The following is a 14414-nucleotide window of genomic DNA, read 5'->3' on the forward strand; positions in this document are numbered from 1 at the left end:
TGTCGTCCAATTATTTCGTAAGAGTCAGAATCTCCGGATCTCCGTCTGTAATAAGAATCGTATTCTCATAATGAGCAGAAAGAGAACCATCCATAGTTACTACCGTCCACTCATCATCCAGCCATGCCACATCTGCACGTCCTAAATTGATCATAGGCTCTATCGCAAGTGTCATACCCGGCATCAGACGAACTCCTCTTCTCTTCTGCGGAAAATTCGGGATCTGCGGATCCTCGTGAAGGTGAGTGCCGATTCCATGTCCAACCAGGTCACGGACGATTCCGTAATGATATTTGGCAGCGTGTGCTCCAATTGCCTTGGAAATATCATTCAGATGATTTCCGGCACGTGCAGCCTTAATTCCTTCGAAGAAACACTCTCTGGTCACATCCATCAACTGACGTGCCTGCGGTGAAACCTCTCCGACTGCATAAGTTCTCGCTGCATCAGAATGATACCCCTTATAAATAAGACCGGCATCAATCTTTACAAGATCTCCCTCCTGAATGATCTTCTCTTCAGACGGGATTCCATGAACTACTTCATCATTCAGACTGATACAGAATGACGCAGGAAAACCTCCATAGTTCAGGAAATTCGGGATGCATCCCATATCACGTATCATCTGTTCTCCGATACGGTCAATCTCCTTGGTGCTCATTCCCGGTTTAATGTACGGGATCAGGCCATCATGTACTTTCTCAAGCAGATGTCCTGCCTCTCTCATAAGTTCAATTTCATGTTCTGTCTTGATAGAAACCGACATTTTACCTCCAGATGGTGTTTAAAAACACCCGATTACTCTCCCAGGATGGCAACAATATCTGCGAATACTTCTTCCAGATCCTTAGTACCATCCACTGATTTTAAAATTCCCTCTTTAGTATAATAATCGATCAGCGGCTGTGTCTGCTCATGATATACATTCAGACGTTTCTGAACTGTTTCAGGCTGGTCATCATCACGAAGAACCAGTTTCTCTCCACAGGTATCACAAACGCCTTCTACCTTCGGTGCTGCATGTACTACGTGATAAGTAGCACCGCATTTGAGGCAGGCACGTCTTCCGGACATACGGTTTACAATATTGGAATCCGGAACATCCACATCGATTGCATAATCAACTTTACTTCCCAGTTTGTTCAGAGCTTCTGTTAAACACTCTGCCTGAGGAATTGTTCTTGGAAAACCATCCAGTACATAACCATTTGCCGCATCCGGCTGCTGTATTCTGTCCACAACCAGATCACAGGTCAGTTCATCAGGTACAAGAAGTCCCTGATCCATGTATGTTTTTGCTTTTTTACCCAGTTCTGTCCCATTCTTAATGTTAGCACGGAAAATATCTCCGGTGGAGATGTGTGGAATCTGATATTTCGCAGCGATCTTCTTCGCCTGAGTTCCTTTTCCTGCTCCTGGTGCACCCAACATAATGATTTTCATAAGTTATACCCTCCGTTTTCTTTTTTAGCAAATCAAGGCTGTGATGCAATGCACCACAACCTCTCTTTTTTAATTGTTCAGGAAGCCTTTGTAATTACGTACGAGAAGCTGTGATTCGATCTGTTTCACAGTTTCGAGGATAACACCAACAATGATGATGATGGATGTACCACCGAATGAAACATTCGCCCCAAACACACCATTAAAGATGAATGGGATCACGCACACAATGATAAGACCTACTGCACCTATAAATATAATATAATTTAAGATATTAGTCAAATAATCTGACGTAGGTTTTCCAGGACGAATACCTGGAATAAATCCACCCTGCTTTTTGATATTGTCTGCAACTTCCAGCGGGTTGAATGTGATGGAAGTGTAGAAATATGCAAAGAAAACGCAAAGTACGATGTAGAGAAGCAGACCCCATGTATACTGAAGCTGTTTCGGATTACACCAGTTGTTGGAAGAAAGACCACGAAGAATCTCACTTCCGATTCCTGTACCATTACCTTTTCCTGTTAACTGTGCAATAACAGCCGGGAAAGACATAATGGAGGATGCAAAGATTACCGGGATAACACCAGCAGTGTTAACTTTCAGAGGAATGTTGGTGGACTGTCCGCCCATCAGCTTTCTTCCAACCATTTTCTTGGAATACTGAACCGGAATTCTTCTCTCTGCTCCGTTAAGGATAAGTACCAGAACTACTACTACAAGAATAACAGCTGCAATGATCAGTCCTGCAAGAGTACCTTTTGCAATTGTTTTTCCTTTAATAAAGTTCTCATACAGTAATGACAAGTCGCTTGGCACTCTGGAGATGATATTAATAGTAAGTACGATGGAAATACCATTTCCAACGCCTTTCTCTGTAATACGCTCACCGAGCCACATCAGCATAGCCGAGCCGGCTGTAAGGCAGGCAACAACTACAACACCTTTGAAGAAGTTCAGATTCGGGATCATGCCCTGGCGGCCGAAACCGATTGCCATTGCGATTGACTCGAATAAAGCAAGACCTACAGTTACATAACGTGTAATTGCGGTCATCTTCTTTCTTCCCTCTTCACCATCTCGCTGCATTTCTTCCAGTGCCGGGATGGCAATGGTAAGAAGCTGGATGATAATGGAAGATGTGATATAAGGTGTGATGTTTAATGCGAAAATTGACATTCTTTCGAATGAACCACCGGTAAACGCATCAAAGAAGTTGAATGCATCACCAGCGTTGCTGCTGAACCACTGTTTGAAGAAGTCACTGTCTACACCCGGTACCGGGATCTGGCAGCCGATACGGATGATAAAAATCATCCATATCAGATACAACAGCTTGCGTCTCATTTCTTTCACTCTAAAAACATTTTTAAGAGTTTCAAACATTAGATCACCTCTACTGTACCACCAGCAGCTTCAATTTTAGATTTTGCAGTCTCGCTGACAGCGTTTACTTTGACATTAAGTTTCTTTGTCAGCTCACCATTTCCAAGAATTTTAACGCCATCAGCGATCTTGGAGATTGCACCGCTTGCAAGTAAGCTTTCTGCTGTAACTTCTGCACCATCTTCAAAACGGTTCAGTACGTCAACGTTGATTGCAATGATCTCTTTTGTATTTCTGTTTTTGAATCCTCTCTTAGGCAGACGTCTGTATAAAGGCATCTGACCACCTTCGAATCCCGGTTTCTTGTGACCGGAACGAGCTAACTGTCCTTTGTGTCCTTTACCGGCTGTTTTACCGTTTCCAGAACCATGTCCACGGCCTCTTCTGAAGTTATCGCTGTGCTTAGAACCTTCTGCTGGTCTTAAGTTTGATAATTCCATGTTGGCACCTCCTTATTATTATTTCAAATCTATCTGTTCAGATCGTATTGTTTCCAATATGTTTCTGTATGTTCCCGCCACTCCTGTGAATGGCAGGCTCATATCAGATCCATATCAGAGTTCTCTCTGGTTAAATCGCAATTAAGCTTCTTCAACCTTTACCAGGTGCTGTACCTGCTGAATCATTCCTCTTGTTGCTGCGTTATCCGGCATTTCAACTGTTTTGTGCATTTTTGTAAGACCCATAGCTGCAACAGTTTTTTTGTGCTTCGGAACTGCACCAATAGGAGATTTTACTAATGTAACTTTTAATGTGTTTGCCATTTTTGTATTTCCTCCTTAAGCCAGAATCTCATCAACAGATTTTCCGCGAAGTCTAGCAACTTCTTCCGGAGTTTTTAACTGTCTTAAGCCTTCGATTGTTGCAAGAACAACATTCTGTTTGTTTCTGGATCCCATACATTTTGTACGGATGTTTTTGATACCAGCTAACTCGATTACCGCACGGGCAGGACCGCCGGCGATAACTCCAGTACCTTCCGGAGCTCTCTTCAGAAGCATTTCAGCGCTTCCGTATTTTCCAACGAAGTCATGTGTAATAGAGTTATTCTCGTCTCTTGCTACTGTTACTAATTTCTTCATAGCATCCTCTTTTCCTTTGCGGATAGCTTCAGGAATTTCGGCTGCTTTACCTAAACCTGCACCAACGTGTCCGTTGCCGTCACCTACAACAACTAAAGCTGTGAAACGGAAGTTACGACCACCTTTAACAACCTTGGTAACACGCTTGATTGATACTACTTTATCTTCTAATTCTAACTGACTAGCATCAATAAGATTACGTTTCATGTGTTTCGCTCCTCCTTATTAGAATTTCAGCCCAGCTTCTCTTGCTGCGTCTGCCAGTGCTTTAACTTTACCGTGGTAGATATAGCCTCCTCTGTCGAAAACAACGCTTTCAATGCCAGCTTCAACAGCTTTCTTACCAATAACGGTTCCTAAATGTGCAGCTGCTGCTACATCATCAGTGTTCTCTAACTCAGCTCTTACTTCTTTCTGAAGAGTAGAAGCAGATACTAAAGTCTTTCCTACAGTGTCATCAATGATCTGAGCATACATATGCTTGTTGGAACGAAATACTGCTAAACGAGGTGTTGTTGCAGTTCCGTTTAAATGATGACGTAATCTTCTATGCTTATTCTCACGAATTTTCGCTCTAGATGCCTTATTTACCATTTTCTCACCCTCCTAAATTATTTCTTACCAGTCTTACCAACTTTACGTCTGATAACTTCATCAACATATTTGATACCTTTACCTTTGTATGGCTCAGGTCTTCTCTTGTCTCTGATCTCAGCTGCAAACTGGCCGACTTTTTCTTTGCTGATACCGGATACGATAATCTTGTTACCATCTACTTTGGTTTCGATTCCGTCTGGATCTTCCATTTCTACCGGATGAGAGTAACCAAGGCTAAGTGTGAGCTTCTTGCCCTGTTTTGCTGCTTTATAACCTACACCGTTAACTTCAAGCTCTTTTGTATAGCCTTCGCTTACACCAACAACCATGTTGTGGATTAAGCTTCTTGTTAAACCGTGAAGAGATTTCATTTTCTTTAAGTCGTTTGGTCTGGATACTACTACATGACCATCTTCAACTTTGATTTCCATTTCTGTAGGAAGTGCTCTTTCGAGTGTTCCTTTTGGTCCTTTTACAGTTACTACGTTGCCTTCAGCGACAGTCACTTCTACGCCTGCAGGAATAGCAACCGGAAGTCTACCAATTCGTGACATATGTTTGTCCTCCTTACTTAGATTATCGGAGAGGATATTGCATCCTCTCTGTTTTCAGTTAATTCTCTATAAAAAATCTTGGTTCAAATTACCAAACGAATGCTAATACTTCGCCGCCAACCTGAAGTTTGCGAGCTTCTTTATCTGTAATAACACCTTTGTTTGTAGAAAGAATTGCGATTCCAAGTCCACCAAGAACTTTTGGAAGCTCATCCTTACCTGCGTAGATACGAAGACCAGGTTTGGAGATTCTCTTTAAACCAGTGATGATTTTTTCGTTTTTGTCTTCACCATATTTCAGTGTGATATGAAGAGTTTTAACAACTCCGTCTTCAACTAAATCATATTTTGCAATATATCCTTCATCAACAAGGATGTTAGCAATTGCAATTTTCATTTTGGATGCCGGAACATCTACTGTGTCATGTTTTGCAGTGTTTGCGTTACGGATTCTTGTAAGCATATCTGCGATTGGATCGCTCATTGTCATGTTAGTTTCCTCCTATAATTCAGACTTTACATGTGCATTTATATTAAATAGTTTACATTGTTACCTGTTTTATCATAAATCTCGTTTGGACACATGATCGGACTGATAAATCAGCCGATCGTTTATTTATATTTATTAAATCCGGTTCCTACCAGGAAGCCTTCTTAACGCCCGGGATCTGTCCCTTGTAAGCTAATTCACGGAAGCAGATTCTGCAGATTCCGTATTTTCTTAAAACAGAATGTGGACGTCCACAAATGTTGCAGCGTGTATATTCTCTTGTGGAGAATTTCTGTTTGCGCTGCTGTTTGATTTTCATTGCTGTTTTAGCCATGAATCGTTCCTCCTATTACTTTGCAAACGGCATATTGAATAATGTCAGTAATTCACGTGCTTCTTCATCAGTCTTAGCTGTAGTAACGAAGATGATGTCCATACCTCTTACTTTGTCAACTTTATCATATTCAACTTCCGGGAAGATCAGCTGCTCTTTGATACCCAGAGCGTAGTTTCCACGGCCATCGAATGCGTTCGGGTTAACACCACGGAAGTCACGTACACGAGGAAGTGCAAGGTTGATCAGACGATCAGCGAACTCGTACATTTTTTCTCCTCTTAATGTAACTTTACAACCGATCGGCATACCCTCTCTGATTTTGAAGTTAGCGACAGATTTTTTAGCTTTAGTAGCGATTGCTTTCTGTCCTGTGATAAGTTCCATATCTGCGATTGCAGCATCAAGAAGCTTAGCGTTTTCTTTGGCTTCACCAACACCCATATTGATTACGATCTTGTCGAGTTTTGGCACTTCCATAACATTTTTGTATCCAAATTTTTTGGTCATGGCATCCATGATCTCATTTTTGTACATTTCTTTTAATCTACTCACTTGTCATGCCTCCTCTCTTAATTAATCGATAACCTTACCGGTTTTTTTAGCAACGCGGACTTTTTTGTCTCCGTCCATCTGGAAGCCTACTCTTGTAGCCTGTCCATCAACAACCAGCATTACATTGGAGATGTGCAGTGGAGCTTCTTTTGTGATGATTCCGCCCTGCTGATTTGCTGCAGATGGTTTGCTGTGTTTTGTAACCTTGTTGATATTCTCAACAATAACGGTATTGTCTTTTGCGTTTACTGCAAGGACTTTACCCTCTTTGCCATTATCTTTACCAGCGATAACTTTTACAGTATCACCTTTTTTAATTTTCATAGCTGACATTAGGCACCCTCCTATAATACTTCCGGAGCTAAGGAAACGATCTTCATGAATTTCTTTTCACGAAGTTCTCTGGCAACTGGTCCAAAGATACGTGTTCCTCTCGGAGTTAAGTCGTCTTTAATGATTACGGCAGCATTTTCATCGAAGCGGATATAAGATCCGTCTTTACGACGAGCGCCTTTTTTAGTTCTAACTACAACAGCTTTTACAACGTCACCTTTTTTAACAACGCCGCCTGGTGTTGCATCTTTAACAGTAGCAACGATTGTATCGCCAATGCTTGCATATCTTCTTGTAGAGCCGCCCATAACACGAATACAAAGGATTTCTTTTGCACCAGTGTTGTCGGCAACTTTCAGTCTAGTTTCCTGCTGAATCATACTGGTCTCCTCCTTATTTAACTTTCTCTACGATTTCAACCAGTCTCCATCTTTTATCTTTGGATAACGGTCTGGTTTCCATAACTTTTACGGTATCACCGATATTGCACTCATTATTTTCGTCATGAGCTTTTAATTTATATGTTCTCTTCACGATTTTTTTGTAAAGAGGATGTTTTACATGGTCTTCAATAGCAACTACAATGGTCTTGTCCATCTTATTGCTGACAACCTTACCCACGCGGGTTTTTCTCAGATTTCTTTCCACGATAGTTTCCTCCTATTATTTGGAAGCGTTAGCCTGCTCAGTAATTACTGTCTGGATTCTTGCAATGTTCTTGCGAACCTCTTTAATGCGGCTTGTGTTCTCTAATTGATTAGTTGCATTCTGAAATCTCAGATTGAAAAGTTCTTTTTTAGCAGCTACTAATTCTTCATTTAATTCTGCAGCTGATTTTGCCTTTAAATCTTCCACGAATTTATTAATTTTCACTGTTATCACCGCCTTCTAAGTCTGCACGAGAAACGATTTTGCATTTACATGGTAACTTGTGCATTGCAAGACGTAATGCTTCACGAGCGATTTCTTCTGAAACGCCTGCGATTTCGAACATTACACGTCCTGGCTTAACAACTGCTACCCAGTATTCAAGGGCACCTTTTCCGGAACCCATTCGTGTTTCTGCTGGTTTCGCTGTTACTGGTTTATCTGGGAAAATCTTAATCCAAACCTGACCACCACGTTTGATATAACGAGTCATAGCAACACGGGCTGCTTCGATCTGGTTGGAACGGATCCAACACGGTTCGGTTGCAACAAGTCCGAATTCACCATAATTGATCTTATTACCTCTGAGGGCTTTTCCTCTCATGGAGCCACGGAATTGTTTACGACGTTTTACTCTTTTTGGCATTAACATTATTTATCGCTCCCTTCCTTAGTTCCTTTTGTTGGAAGTACTTCGCCATTGTAGACCCAAGCTTTTACGCCAACTTTGCCGTATGTTGTGTCTGCTTCTGCGAATCCATAGTCAATATCTGCACGAAGTGTCTGAAGCGGGATAGTTCCTTCGCTGTAGAACTCTGTACGAGCCATATCAGCACCGCCAAGACGTCCGGATACGGATGTTTTGATACCTTTTGCTCCGGCCTTCATTGTTCTCTGCATTGTAGATTTCATTGCACGTCTGAAAGAGATACGGTTCTCAAGCTGTAATGCGATATTCTCTGCTACTAACTGAGCGTCTCTGTCTGGTCTCTTTACTTCTTTGATATCTACGATAAGTTTTTTGTCTGTGAATTTCTTTAATTCAGCTTTAACTTTTTCAATCTCAGCGCCGCCTTTACCGATTACGATACCAGGTTTAGCTGTGTAGATGATGATCTTAACTCTGTCAGATGCTCTTTCGATCTCGATCTTGGAAACACCTGCGCTGTATAATTTCTTTTTAAGGAATGTTCTGATGTTGTAGTCTTCTACCAGGTAATCAGCGAAGTCTGCATCAGCATACCATCTTGAATCCCAATCCTTGATAACACCGACTCTAAGGCCATGTGGGTTAACTTTCTGTCCCATGCTTTTCCTCCTTATTTCTCATCCAGCACGATAGTGATATGGCTTGTTCTCTTTTCGATTCTGTAAGCTCTACCCTGTGCTCTCGGCTGAATTCTCTTCATTGTAGGTCCTTTATCTGCATAGCAGGCTGCAACGTAGAGGTTGTCTGCATTCATTCCGTTATTGTTTTCAGCATTTGCAATTGCTGACTCAAGAAGTTTCTTGATAACGCTGGAAGCGTATCTTGGGTTGTATGTTAAGATACCAAGTGCTGTCTGCACATCTTTACCGCGGATTACATCTAACACGTAGCAGGCTTTCTGAACAGAAATTCTTGCATAAGATAATTTTGCAGACGGTCTTGTCTCTCTATTACTCTCATTTCTGGCTCTTTTTATCTGGCTTCTATGTCCCTTTGCCATTTTAAAGTGCCTCCTTTCCTCTTTCTCTCAATATCAGGTTAACCTGTCCGCTGTCTCATGGGCAGCAGACAGAATATAAAGTCAAATACTAGCGAACTCCGGATTTCTTTTCGTCTTTTCCGTGTCCTCTGTAAGTTCTGGTTGCAACGAACTCACCGAGTTTGTGGCCAACCATATCTTCTGTTACGTATACCGGCACGTGTTTTCTTCCGTCATGGACAGCAATTGTGTGTCCTACGAAGGACGGGAAGATTGTAGAACGGCGTGACCAGGTTTTGATAACGGATTTGTCATTTGCAGCGTTTAATGCATCTACTTTTTTAAGTAAGCTGGCATCTGCAAAAGGTCCTTTTTTCAGTGAACGAGACATGCTTAATCCTCCTTATTATTTCGATAATGCTTTTCCATCGCGTCTTCTTACGATGAGCTTGTTGGACGGTTTGTTTTTCTTTCTTGTCTTCAGACCAAGAGCAGGTTTTCCCCATGGAGTGCATGGACCTGGACGACCGATACCGGTCTTTCCTTCACCACCACCATGTGGATGGTCATTCGGGTTCATTACGGAACCACGAACAGTAGGTCTGATACCCATGTTACGTTTACGTCCGGCTTTACCGATGTTAATCAGGTTGTGATCTCCGTTTCCGACAACGCCTACAGATGCGCGGCATACGATCGGAACCATTCTCATTTCACCAGATGGCAGACGCAGTGTTGCGTATTTGCCTTCTTTAGCCATTAACTGAGCGCCGTTTCCAGCAGAACGAACCATCTGTCCGCCCTTTCCAGGATGAAGCTCAATGTTGTGTACCATAGTACCAACCGGGATAAGCTCTAATGGTAAGCAGTTACCAACACGAACTTCTGCTTCTGCTCCGTTCATGACTTTCTGGCCTACTTTTAAGCCTTCCGGTGCAAGGATATATGCTTTCTCGCCATCTGCATAGCAGATAAGAGCGATGTTTGCTGTTCTGTTTGGATCATACTCGATGGAAAGTACTGTTGCAGCAACTCCATCTTTTCTTCTCTTGAAGTCGATGATTCTATATTTTCTTCTGCTTCCGCCTCCGCGGTGTCTAACTGTGATCTTACCCTGGTTGTTACGTCCAGCGTTTTTCTTTAAAGACACGGTAAGAGATTTCTCTGGTGTAGATTTTGTGATCTCTGAGAAATCGGAACCAGTCATATGTCTTCTAGACGGTGTATATGGGTTATAACTTTTGATTCCCATTTTTGTTCTCCTTTCAAATTTGTCCTCACGCTTTTGAATGCGTATAATCGCTATCTGTTAATTAAAGTCCTTCGAAGATTTCAATATCTTTGCTGTCTTCTGTCAGAGCTACGATAGCTTTTTTGGTTTTAGCAGTTGTTCCAACTGTCATACCACGGCGTTTTTTCTTTCCATCCATATTCATGGTGTTAACGCTCTTTACTTTTGTTCCTTCGAACATTTTCTCTACAGCTTCTTTGATCTGAGATTTATTTGCTTCTGGATGAACTAAGAAAGTGTATTTCTTTTCAGCCATAGCGTTCATAGATTTTTCTGTAATCACTGGTTTCTTGATTACGTCATAGTACTGAATGTTAGCCATTATGCATATACCTCCTCGATGGATGCTACAGCATCTTTGGTTACAACTACGGTGCCATGGTTCATAACATCGTATACGTTAATAGTACTTGGTGTTGCTGTCTGTACATCTGTGATGTTTCTAGCGGAAAGGATTACGTTCTTGTCATCTGTAGCTGTGATCACAAGTGCTTTCTCAGCTTTCAGGTTTGTAAGAACTTTCTGCATTTCTTTTGTCTTAACATCTGCAAGTGTAAGGGCATCAACTACTACTAATTTATTGTCCTGAACTTTGGAAGTCAGAGCAGATTTTAAAGCAGCTCTTCTTTCTTTCTTGTTCATTTTTACTTCATAATCTCTTGGTACCGGAGCGAATACAACACCGCCGCCAGTCCACTGTGGTGCACGGATGGAACCCTGTCTAGCATGACCTGTTCCTTTCTGTCTCCACGGTTTTCTTCCGCCGCCGCTTACTTCAGAACGTGTTTTAGCTTTCTGAGTACCCTGGCGATTATTTGCAAGCTGACGAACAACAGCAAGGTGAACAAGATGCTCATTGACTTCTACGCCGAATACTGCATCATTCAGGTCCATTGTTCCAACTTCATTGCCTTCCATATTATAAACAGTTACGTTTGCCATTTGTGTGCTCCTCCTTTCTTATTATAAGGACTTTACTGTCTCTTTGATAGTAACCAAAGATTTCTTAGGTCCTGGAACAGCACCCTTAACTAACAGTAAGTTATTTTCTTTATCTACGCGTACGATCTCAAGGTTCTGTACAGTAACCTGAACATTTCCCATATGACCTGGCATGTGTTTTCCTTTGAATACCTTGCTCGGATCAGAACAAGCGCCATTGGAACCTGCATGACGGTGATATTTGGAACCGTGAGCCATAGGTCCTCTGGACTGACCATGTCTCTTGATCGCACCCTGGAAACCTTTACCTTTGGAAACAGCTGTTGCATCAATGTGATCGCCGTCTGCAAAGATATCAGCTTTAATTTCCTGTCCTACTGCATATTCAGCAGCGTTATCAAATCTGAACTCTTTAACGAATCTCTTTACTGCAACGCCAGCTTTGTCAAAGTGTCCTTTTTCCGGTTTGTTAACAAGACTTTCTCTGATGTCGCCGAATCCGACCTGAACTGCTTCGTATCCGTCGTTCTCTTCTGTCTTAACCTGAGTTACAACACAAGGACCAGCCTGTAAAACTGTTACCGGAATTAACTGGCCGTCTTCATTGAAGATCTGAGTCATTCCGACTTTAGTAGCTAAAATAGCTTTCTTCATTCTTTCTTCCTCCTTATAGCGGATTACCGATTACCGGCAATCATATAGTAAATAGCTTAATGCTTATAGCATTATCATAGTTGAGACACCATCGTCACTAAATTCATTTTCTCGCTTTGCTCGTCATTCATTAAGTGTCGAGGTGGGCTTTCTCACTAAATTCGCATTGCATGCTCATTAAGTGTTCAATGCCTTATTTAGTCTTCATTTTGATATCGATGTTAACACCTGCTGGCATTTCCAGTCTTGACAGAGCATCTACTGTCTTCTGTGTTGGTGTCAGGATATCGATCAGTCTCTTATGAGTTCTCTGTTCGAACTGTTCTCTGGAATCTTTGTATTTATGAACGGCTCTTAAGATTGTAACAACTTCTTTCTTAGTTGGAAGCGGAACTGGGCCACTTACCATTGCTCCGTTCTTTTTAACAGTTTCGATGATTTTTGCTGCAGATGCATCTACTAACTGATGATCATAAGCCTTTAATGTGATTCTCATTACCTGATTTGCCATAAAAAAAGTCTCCTCCTATTCGTACTTTTCAAGCAGTACGACAAGCGGCGACTGTACACATCTCCGTGTGTGTCTTTCGATTTCTTACCACACACGCCATCCCTGGATGGTCTTCTGAACTTGTACAGTGACTTGTCGTCAGTTTTCAAACTTGACATTCGCTCCACGGAAAACCTGCCATCTTTGTGGCAGCAACCTCGCGCTTCATTGCTATCAATGTCACAACAATTGGAAGTATACACGACCTCTCAGAAAAATGCAAGTGTTTTTTTTACTTTTTTTCATATTTTTTTGTATTTGATTCTATACAATATTTATTACTATATTTTTCCGTGTTTCTTCCTATTATATAGAAGGAAGTCAAGCGGCAATTCGCAATCCGCTTTGCCACTTGCTCATAGCCGAATAACCGCTCCTCAATTTCGATTAAAATAAAAAGAACGTGTTCCTTCTATATTATATAGGAAGAAACACGTTCAATCACGTTTCTTATTCTTCTGTTGTCTGTTCTTCTGTATGAACAGGCTGTTCATCTGCTATGATATCAGAATAATCAAACAGTGTAACCTTCGTTACATCATCTCTTACAATATCAGGAGCATCTCCCTGATTCTTGGCACTCTCTGCAATCTGCGCAGCTGACCATGTCGGGATTACCATACGTTTAATCTCTACCGGTGCCTCTTCAACCTCCTCTGTTTTATCCGGTTCAACAGGTTTTCTGTCAGATGCACTCATCATCTTTCTCAGCTGTTCCTTCACCTGTGGCACGATCACTTCTGTTTTTCCTGAAACAGGAGTTGAAGATGCTATCTCTGCCTGCTGCACAGGCTCCTCTGCTTTTACAGGTTCATCTGCGGTTGCGGCAGCAATTTCTTTCTTCAGAAGTTCGTGAGCCTCGGTAGTCGCGGCTGTAGCTGCCTGAACTGCTGTTGGCTGCTTTGGTTTCTCCGGTACCAGATCGTCCTCATAGATCTCATCCACAAAGCCACCTGTCTTAATTTTCTTACGTTCTGGTTCTTTGCCTTTTTTGCGGGCTCTCTCTTCTTTCTTTATCTGACGTTCTTCTTCTTTGTAACGTTTTTCTCTAGCCTTCTCTTCTCTCTTGAGTTCTTTCTTACTCTTGACATATCCAGGCTCTGTATCTGCATCATCGTAATCCTCCTGCGGCTCTTTCTTCAAAAGCTCTGCAACTATGTAAAGGATTACAAGGAAAAGCACAGCAAGTCCAAGGATGATCAGACCCTCGATACTCTCTGTCGCAAACAGAAGATAACCCACATAGCCTATCGTAATAACAACCTTTGGAATATAATTCTTCACCTCAACAGTAATCGGTTCGGAATCTTTGTCAGTAGAATCTATTACTTTAAAAGTGTTATTATCTTTGTCCATCTCTGTGATCATGTAACGATACGCTTTGGAATCACCCTGATACAGGATAGAATCGCCTACTGCTGCCTCGGAAGTCTTCACTGGAATCGCATAAGTTACAGATCCCATGGGAAGGTTTGTTTCTTTACTGGAATCGTCCATAATTTCTGTCGTAACTCCAAGGAAAGGTGGTACCGCCAGTCCAACGACACAGGCAATGGTGCATATCACTATAAAATGTACAATAAATTTCAAAAATTTCGACATTCGTTACGCTCCTCATTTCTTTAGTCTCTCTGTTTATCACAACAAATTGTATCACTGCGCATTTTATCCACAGTAACTTCATTATACCTTGTTTTATTCTTATGGTCAACTTATAATCTCCCAAATACAAGAAAACACACCCGAAAAGGTTACTGTTCAAGGGTTAGCTGGACTTAGGAAAACCGATGGTGTAGACTGATAACAGTCAAAACCATCGGCTTTCTTTATCCAAATATCCTGGACACTCTGTCATATATATTTGCCG

The 14414-nt window shown here is 41.7% G+C and carries 25 protein-coding genes; all 25 read right to left on the reverse strand.

The features are described 5' to 3' along the window. Window positions 1–10: 10 nt before the first annotated feature. Window positions 11–766: a type I methionyl aminopeptidase gene (map, locus tag KQI87_RS03655; protein ID WP_216458962.1), complete on the reverse strand. Its 756-nt coding sequence runs from the start codon at window positions 764–766 to the stop codon at window positions 11–13. A 32-nt stretch (window positions 767–798) separates the two neighbouring features. After that, window positions 799–1443 (reverse strand): adenylate kinase, encoded by a 645-nt coding sequence (locus KQI87_RS03660; protein ID WP_008707277.1) that lies wholly within the window; start codon window positions 1441–1443, stop codon window positions 799–801. A 69-nt stretch (window positions 1444–1512) separates the two neighbouring features. Further along, the gene (gene secY / locus KQI87_RS03665; RefSeq protein WP_216458963.1) at window positions 1513–2829 is read right to left on the reverse strand and encodes a preprotein translocase subunit SecY; all 1317 of its coding nucleotides are present in this window, start codon (window positions 2827–2829) and stop codon (window positions 1513–1515) included. After that, the gene (rplO, locus tag KQI87_RS03670; protein ID WP_008707274.1) at window positions 2829–3269 is read right to left on the reverse strand and encodes a 50S ribosomal protein L15; all 441 of its coding nucleotides are present in this window, start codon (window positions 3267–3269) and stop codon (window positions 2829–2831) included. Before rplO ends, secY begins: the two co-directional genes overlap by 1 nt. Before the next feature lie 141 nt (window positions 3270–3410). Then, window positions 3411–3593, reverse strand: a complete 183-nt coding sequence (gene rpmD / locus KQI87_RS03675) for a 50S ribosomal protein L30 (protein ID WP_008707273.1) — start codon at window positions 3591–3593, stop codon at window positions 3411–3413. Window positions 3594–3608: 15 nt separating this feature from the next. Beyond that, the gene (gene rpsE / locus KQI87_RS03680) at window positions 3609–4118 is read right to left on the reverse strand and encodes a 30S ribosomal protein S5 (RefSeq protein ID WP_117675251.1); all 510 of its coding nucleotides are present in this window, start codon (window positions 4116–4118) and stop codon (window positions 3609–3611) included. A gap of 18 nt (window positions 4119–4136) precedes the next feature. Continuing rightward, entirely contained in the window at window positions 4137–4505 is a 369-nt protein-coding gene (rplR, locus tag KQI87_RS03685) for a 50S ribosomal protein L18 (protein WP_019162491.1), read from the reverse strand. A 17-nt stretch (window positions 4506–4522) separates the two neighbouring features. Next, window positions 4523–5062: a 50S ribosomal protein L6 gene (gene rplF / locus KQI87_RS03690; RefSeq protein ID WP_008707270.1), complete on the reverse strand. Its 540-nt coding sequence runs from the start codon at window positions 5060–5062 to the stop codon at window positions 4523–4525. Between the two features lie 88 nt (window positions 5063–5150). Beyond that, on the reverse strand, window positions 5151–5552 hold the full coding sequence (rpsH, locus tag KQI87_RS03695) for a 30S ribosomal protein S8 (RefSeq protein ID WP_118509291.1): 402 nt from the start codon (window positions 5550–5552) through the stop codon (window positions 5151–5153). A gap of 148 nt (window positions 5553–5700) precedes the next feature. Further along, complete coding sequence (locus KQI87_RS03700; RefSeq protein WP_008707268.1) at window positions 5701–5886, reverse strand: type Z 30S ribosomal protein S14; 186 nt, start codon at window positions 5884–5886, stop codon at window positions 5701–5703. A 15-nt stretch (window positions 5887–5901) separates the two neighbouring features. Beyond that, on the reverse strand, window positions 5902–6441 hold the full coding sequence (gene rplE, locus KQI87_RS03705) for a 50S ribosomal protein L5 (RefSeq protein WP_008707267.1): 540 nt from the start codon (window positions 6439–6441) through the stop codon (window positions 5902–5904). A gap of 21 nt (window positions 6442–6462) precedes the next feature. After that, the gene (rplX, locus tag KQI87_RS03710; protein ID WP_118331053.1) at window positions 6463–6774 is read right to left on the reverse strand and encodes a 50S ribosomal protein L24; all 312 of its coding nucleotides are present in this window, start codon (window positions 6772–6774) and stop codon (window positions 6463–6465) included. Between the two features lie 11 nt (window positions 6775–6785). Next, window positions 6786–7154, reverse strand: a complete 369-nt coding sequence (rplN, locus tag KQI87_RS03715; protein WP_008707265.1) for a 50S ribosomal protein L14 — start codon at window positions 7152–7154, stop codon at window positions 6786–6788. Between the two features lie 13 nt (window positions 7155–7167). After that, window positions 7168–7422, reverse strand: coding sequence for a 30S ribosomal protein S17 (gene rpsQ / locus KQI87_RS03720; RefSeq protein ID WP_008707264.1), 255 nt, complete (start codon window positions 7420–7422; stop codon window positions 7168–7170). 15 nt (window positions 7423–7437) lie between these two features. After that, window positions 7438–7647 (reverse strand): 50S ribosomal protein L29, encoded by a 210-nt coding sequence (gene rpmC / locus KQI87_RS03725; protein WP_020994114.1) that lies wholly within the window; start codon window positions 7645–7647, stop codon window positions 7438–7440. Continuing rightward, the gene (rplP, locus tag KQI87_RS03730) at window positions 7637–8074 is read right to left on the reverse strand and encodes a 50S ribosomal protein L16 (protein ID WP_008707261.1); all 438 of its coding nucleotides are present in this window, start codon (window positions 8072–8074) and stop codon (window positions 7637–7639) included. The genes rpmC and rplP overlap by 11 nt, the downstream gene beginning before the upstream one ends. Then, window positions 8074–8730, reverse strand: a complete 657-nt coding sequence (gene rpsC / locus KQI87_RS03735) for a 30S ribosomal protein S3 (RefSeq protein ID WP_117675254.1) — start codon at window positions 8728–8730, stop codon at window positions 8074–8076. Before rpsC ends, rplP begins: the two co-directional genes overlap by 1 nt. Before the next feature lie 11 nt (window positions 8731–8741). Continuing rightward, window positions 8742–9131, reverse strand: a complete 390-nt coding sequence (gene rplV, locus KQI87_RS03740; protein ID WP_118509290.1) for a 50S ribosomal protein L22 — start codon at window positions 9129–9131, stop codon at window positions 8742–8744. A gap of 88 nt (window positions 9132–9219) precedes the next feature. Beyond that, on the reverse strand, window positions 9220–9501 hold the full coding sequence (rpsS, locus tag KQI87_RS03745; protein WP_008707255.1) for a 30S ribosomal protein S19: 282 nt from the start codon (window positions 9499–9501) through the stop codon (window positions 9220–9222). Between the two features lie 15 nt (window positions 9502–9516). Continuing rightward, window positions 9517–10362 carry a 50S ribosomal protein L2 gene (gene rplB, locus KQI87_RS03750; RefSeq protein ID WP_118509289.1) on the reverse strand — a complete coding sequence of 282 codons (846 nt, stop codon included), beginning with the start codon at window positions 10360–10362 and terminating at the stop codon, window positions 9517–9519. 61 nt (window positions 10363–10423) lie between these two features. Then, window positions 10424–10723 carry a 50S ribosomal protein L23 gene (gene rplW / locus KQI87_RS03755; RefSeq protein WP_118509288.1) on the reverse strand — a complete coding sequence of 100 codons (300 nt, stop codon included), beginning with the start codon at window positions 10721–10723 and terminating at the stop codon, window positions 10424–10426. Continuing rightward, window positions 10723–11343, reverse strand: coding sequence for a 50S ribosomal protein L4 (rplD, locus tag KQI87_RS03760; protein WP_119233025.1), 621 nt, complete (start codon window positions 11341–11343; stop codon window positions 10723–10725). Before rplD ends, rplW begins: the two co-directional genes overlap by 1 nt. Window positions 11344–11364: 21 nt before the next feature. Further along, on the reverse strand, window positions 11365–11997 hold the full coding sequence (gene rplC / locus KQI87_RS03765) for a 50S ribosomal protein L3 (RefSeq protein WP_216458964.1): 633 nt from the start codon (window positions 11995–11997) through the stop codon (window positions 11365–11367). A gap of 193 nt (window positions 11998–12190) precedes the next feature. Then, the gene (gene rpsJ / locus KQI87_RS03770) at window positions 12191–12508 is read right to left on the reverse strand and encodes a 30S ribosomal protein S10 (RefSeq protein WP_008707245.1); all 318 of its coding nucleotides are present in this window, start codon (window positions 12506–12508) and stop codon (window positions 12191–12193) included. Between the two features lie 489 nt (window positions 12509–12997). After that, window positions 12998–14149 carry a hypothetical protein gene (locus KQI87_RS03775; protein WP_216458965.1) on the reverse strand — a complete coding sequence of 384 codons (1152 nt, stop codon included), beginning with the start codon at window positions 14147–14149 and terminating at the stop codon, window positions 12998–13000. Window positions 14150–14414 lie beyond the last annotated feature (265 nt).

It is taken from the genome of Blautia sp. MSJ-9, from assembly GCF_018919065.1.
GTDB lineage: Bacteria > Bacillota > Clostridia > Lachnospirales > Lachnospiraceae > Blautia_A.

Coding starts and splice junctions, on each gene's coding strand:
- rplC (WP_216458964.1), bottom strand. CDS start 11,997: ATGAAGAAAGCTATTTTAGCTACTAAAGTCGGAATGACTCAGATCTTC.
- rplN (WP_008707265.1), bottom strand. CDS start 7,154: ATGATTCAGCAGGAAACTAGACTGAAAGTTGCCGACAACACTGGTGCA.
- rpsJ (WP_008707245.1), bottom strand. CDS start 12,508: ATGGCAAATCAGGTAATGAGAATCACATTAAAGGCTTATGATCATCAG.
- rplV (WP_118509290.1), bottom strand. CDS start 9,131: ATGGCAAAGGGACATAGAAGCCAGATAAAAAGAGCCAGAAATGAGAGT.
- rpmD (WP_008707273.1), bottom strand. CDS start 3,593: ATGGCAAACACATTAAAAGTTACATTAGTAAAATCTCCTATTGGTGCA.
- rplF (WP_008707270.1), bottom strand. CDS start 5,062: ATGTCACGAATTGGTAGACTTCCGGTTGCTATTCCTGCAGGCGTAGAA.
- rpsS (WP_008707255.1), bottom strand. CDS start 9,501: ATGTCTCGTTCACTGAAAAAAGGACCTTTTGCAGATGCCAGCTTACTT.
- rpsC (WP_117675254.1), bottom strand. CDS start 8,730: ATGGGACAGAAAGTTAACCCACATGGCCTTAGAGTCGGTGTTATCAAG.
- KQI87_RS03700 (WP_008707268.1), bottom strand. CDS start 5,886: ATGGCTAAAACAGCAATGAAAATCAAACAGCAGCGCAAACAGAAATTC.
- rplR (WP_019162491.1), bottom strand. CDS start 4,505: ATGGTAAATAAGGCATCTAGAGCGAAAATTCGTGAGAATAAGCATAGA.
- rpsH (WP_118509291.1), bottom strand. CDS start 5,552: ATGACAATGAGCGATCCAATCGCAGATATGCTTACAAGAATCCGTAAC.
- rplB (WP_118509289.1), bottom strand. CDS start 10,362: ATGGGAATCAAAAGTTATAACCCATATACACCGTCTAGAAGACATATG.
- rplX (WP_118331053.1), bottom strand. CDS start 6,774: ATGTCAGCTATGAAAATTAAAAAAGGTGATACTGTAAAAGTTATCGCT.
- secY (WP_216458963.1), bottom strand. CDS start 2,829: ATGTTTGAAACTCTTAAAAATGTTTTTAGAGTGAAAGAAATGAGACGC.
- rplW (WP_118509288.1), bottom strand. CDS start 10,723: ATGGCTAACATTCAGTACTATGACGTAATCAAGAAACCAGTGATTACA.
- rplO (WP_008707274.1), bottom strand. CDS start 3,269: ATGGAATTATCAAACTTAAGACCAGCAGAAGGTTCTAAGCACAGCGAT.
- KQI87_RS03775 (WP_216458965.1), bottom strand. CDS start 14,149: ATGTCGAAATTTTTGAAATTTATTGTACATTTTATAGTGATATGCACC.
- rpsE (WP_117675251.1), bottom strand. CDS start 4,118: ATGAAACGTAATCTTATTGATGCTAGTCAGTTAGAATTAGAAGATAAA.
- rplP (WP_008707261.1), bottom strand. CDS start 8,074: ATGTTAATGCCAAAAAGAGTAAAACGTCGTAAACAATTCCGTGGCTCC.
- rplD (WP_119233025.1), bottom strand. CDS start 11,343: ATGGCAAACGTAACTGTTTATAATATGGAAGGCAATGAAGTTGGAACA.
- KQI87_RS03660 (WP_008707277.1), bottom strand. CDS start 1,443: ATGAAAATCATTATGTTGGGTGCACCAGGAGCAGGAAAAGGAACTCAG.
- map (WP_216458962.1), bottom strand. CDS start 766: ATGTCGGTTTCTATCAAGACAGAACATGAAATTGAACTTATGAGAGAG.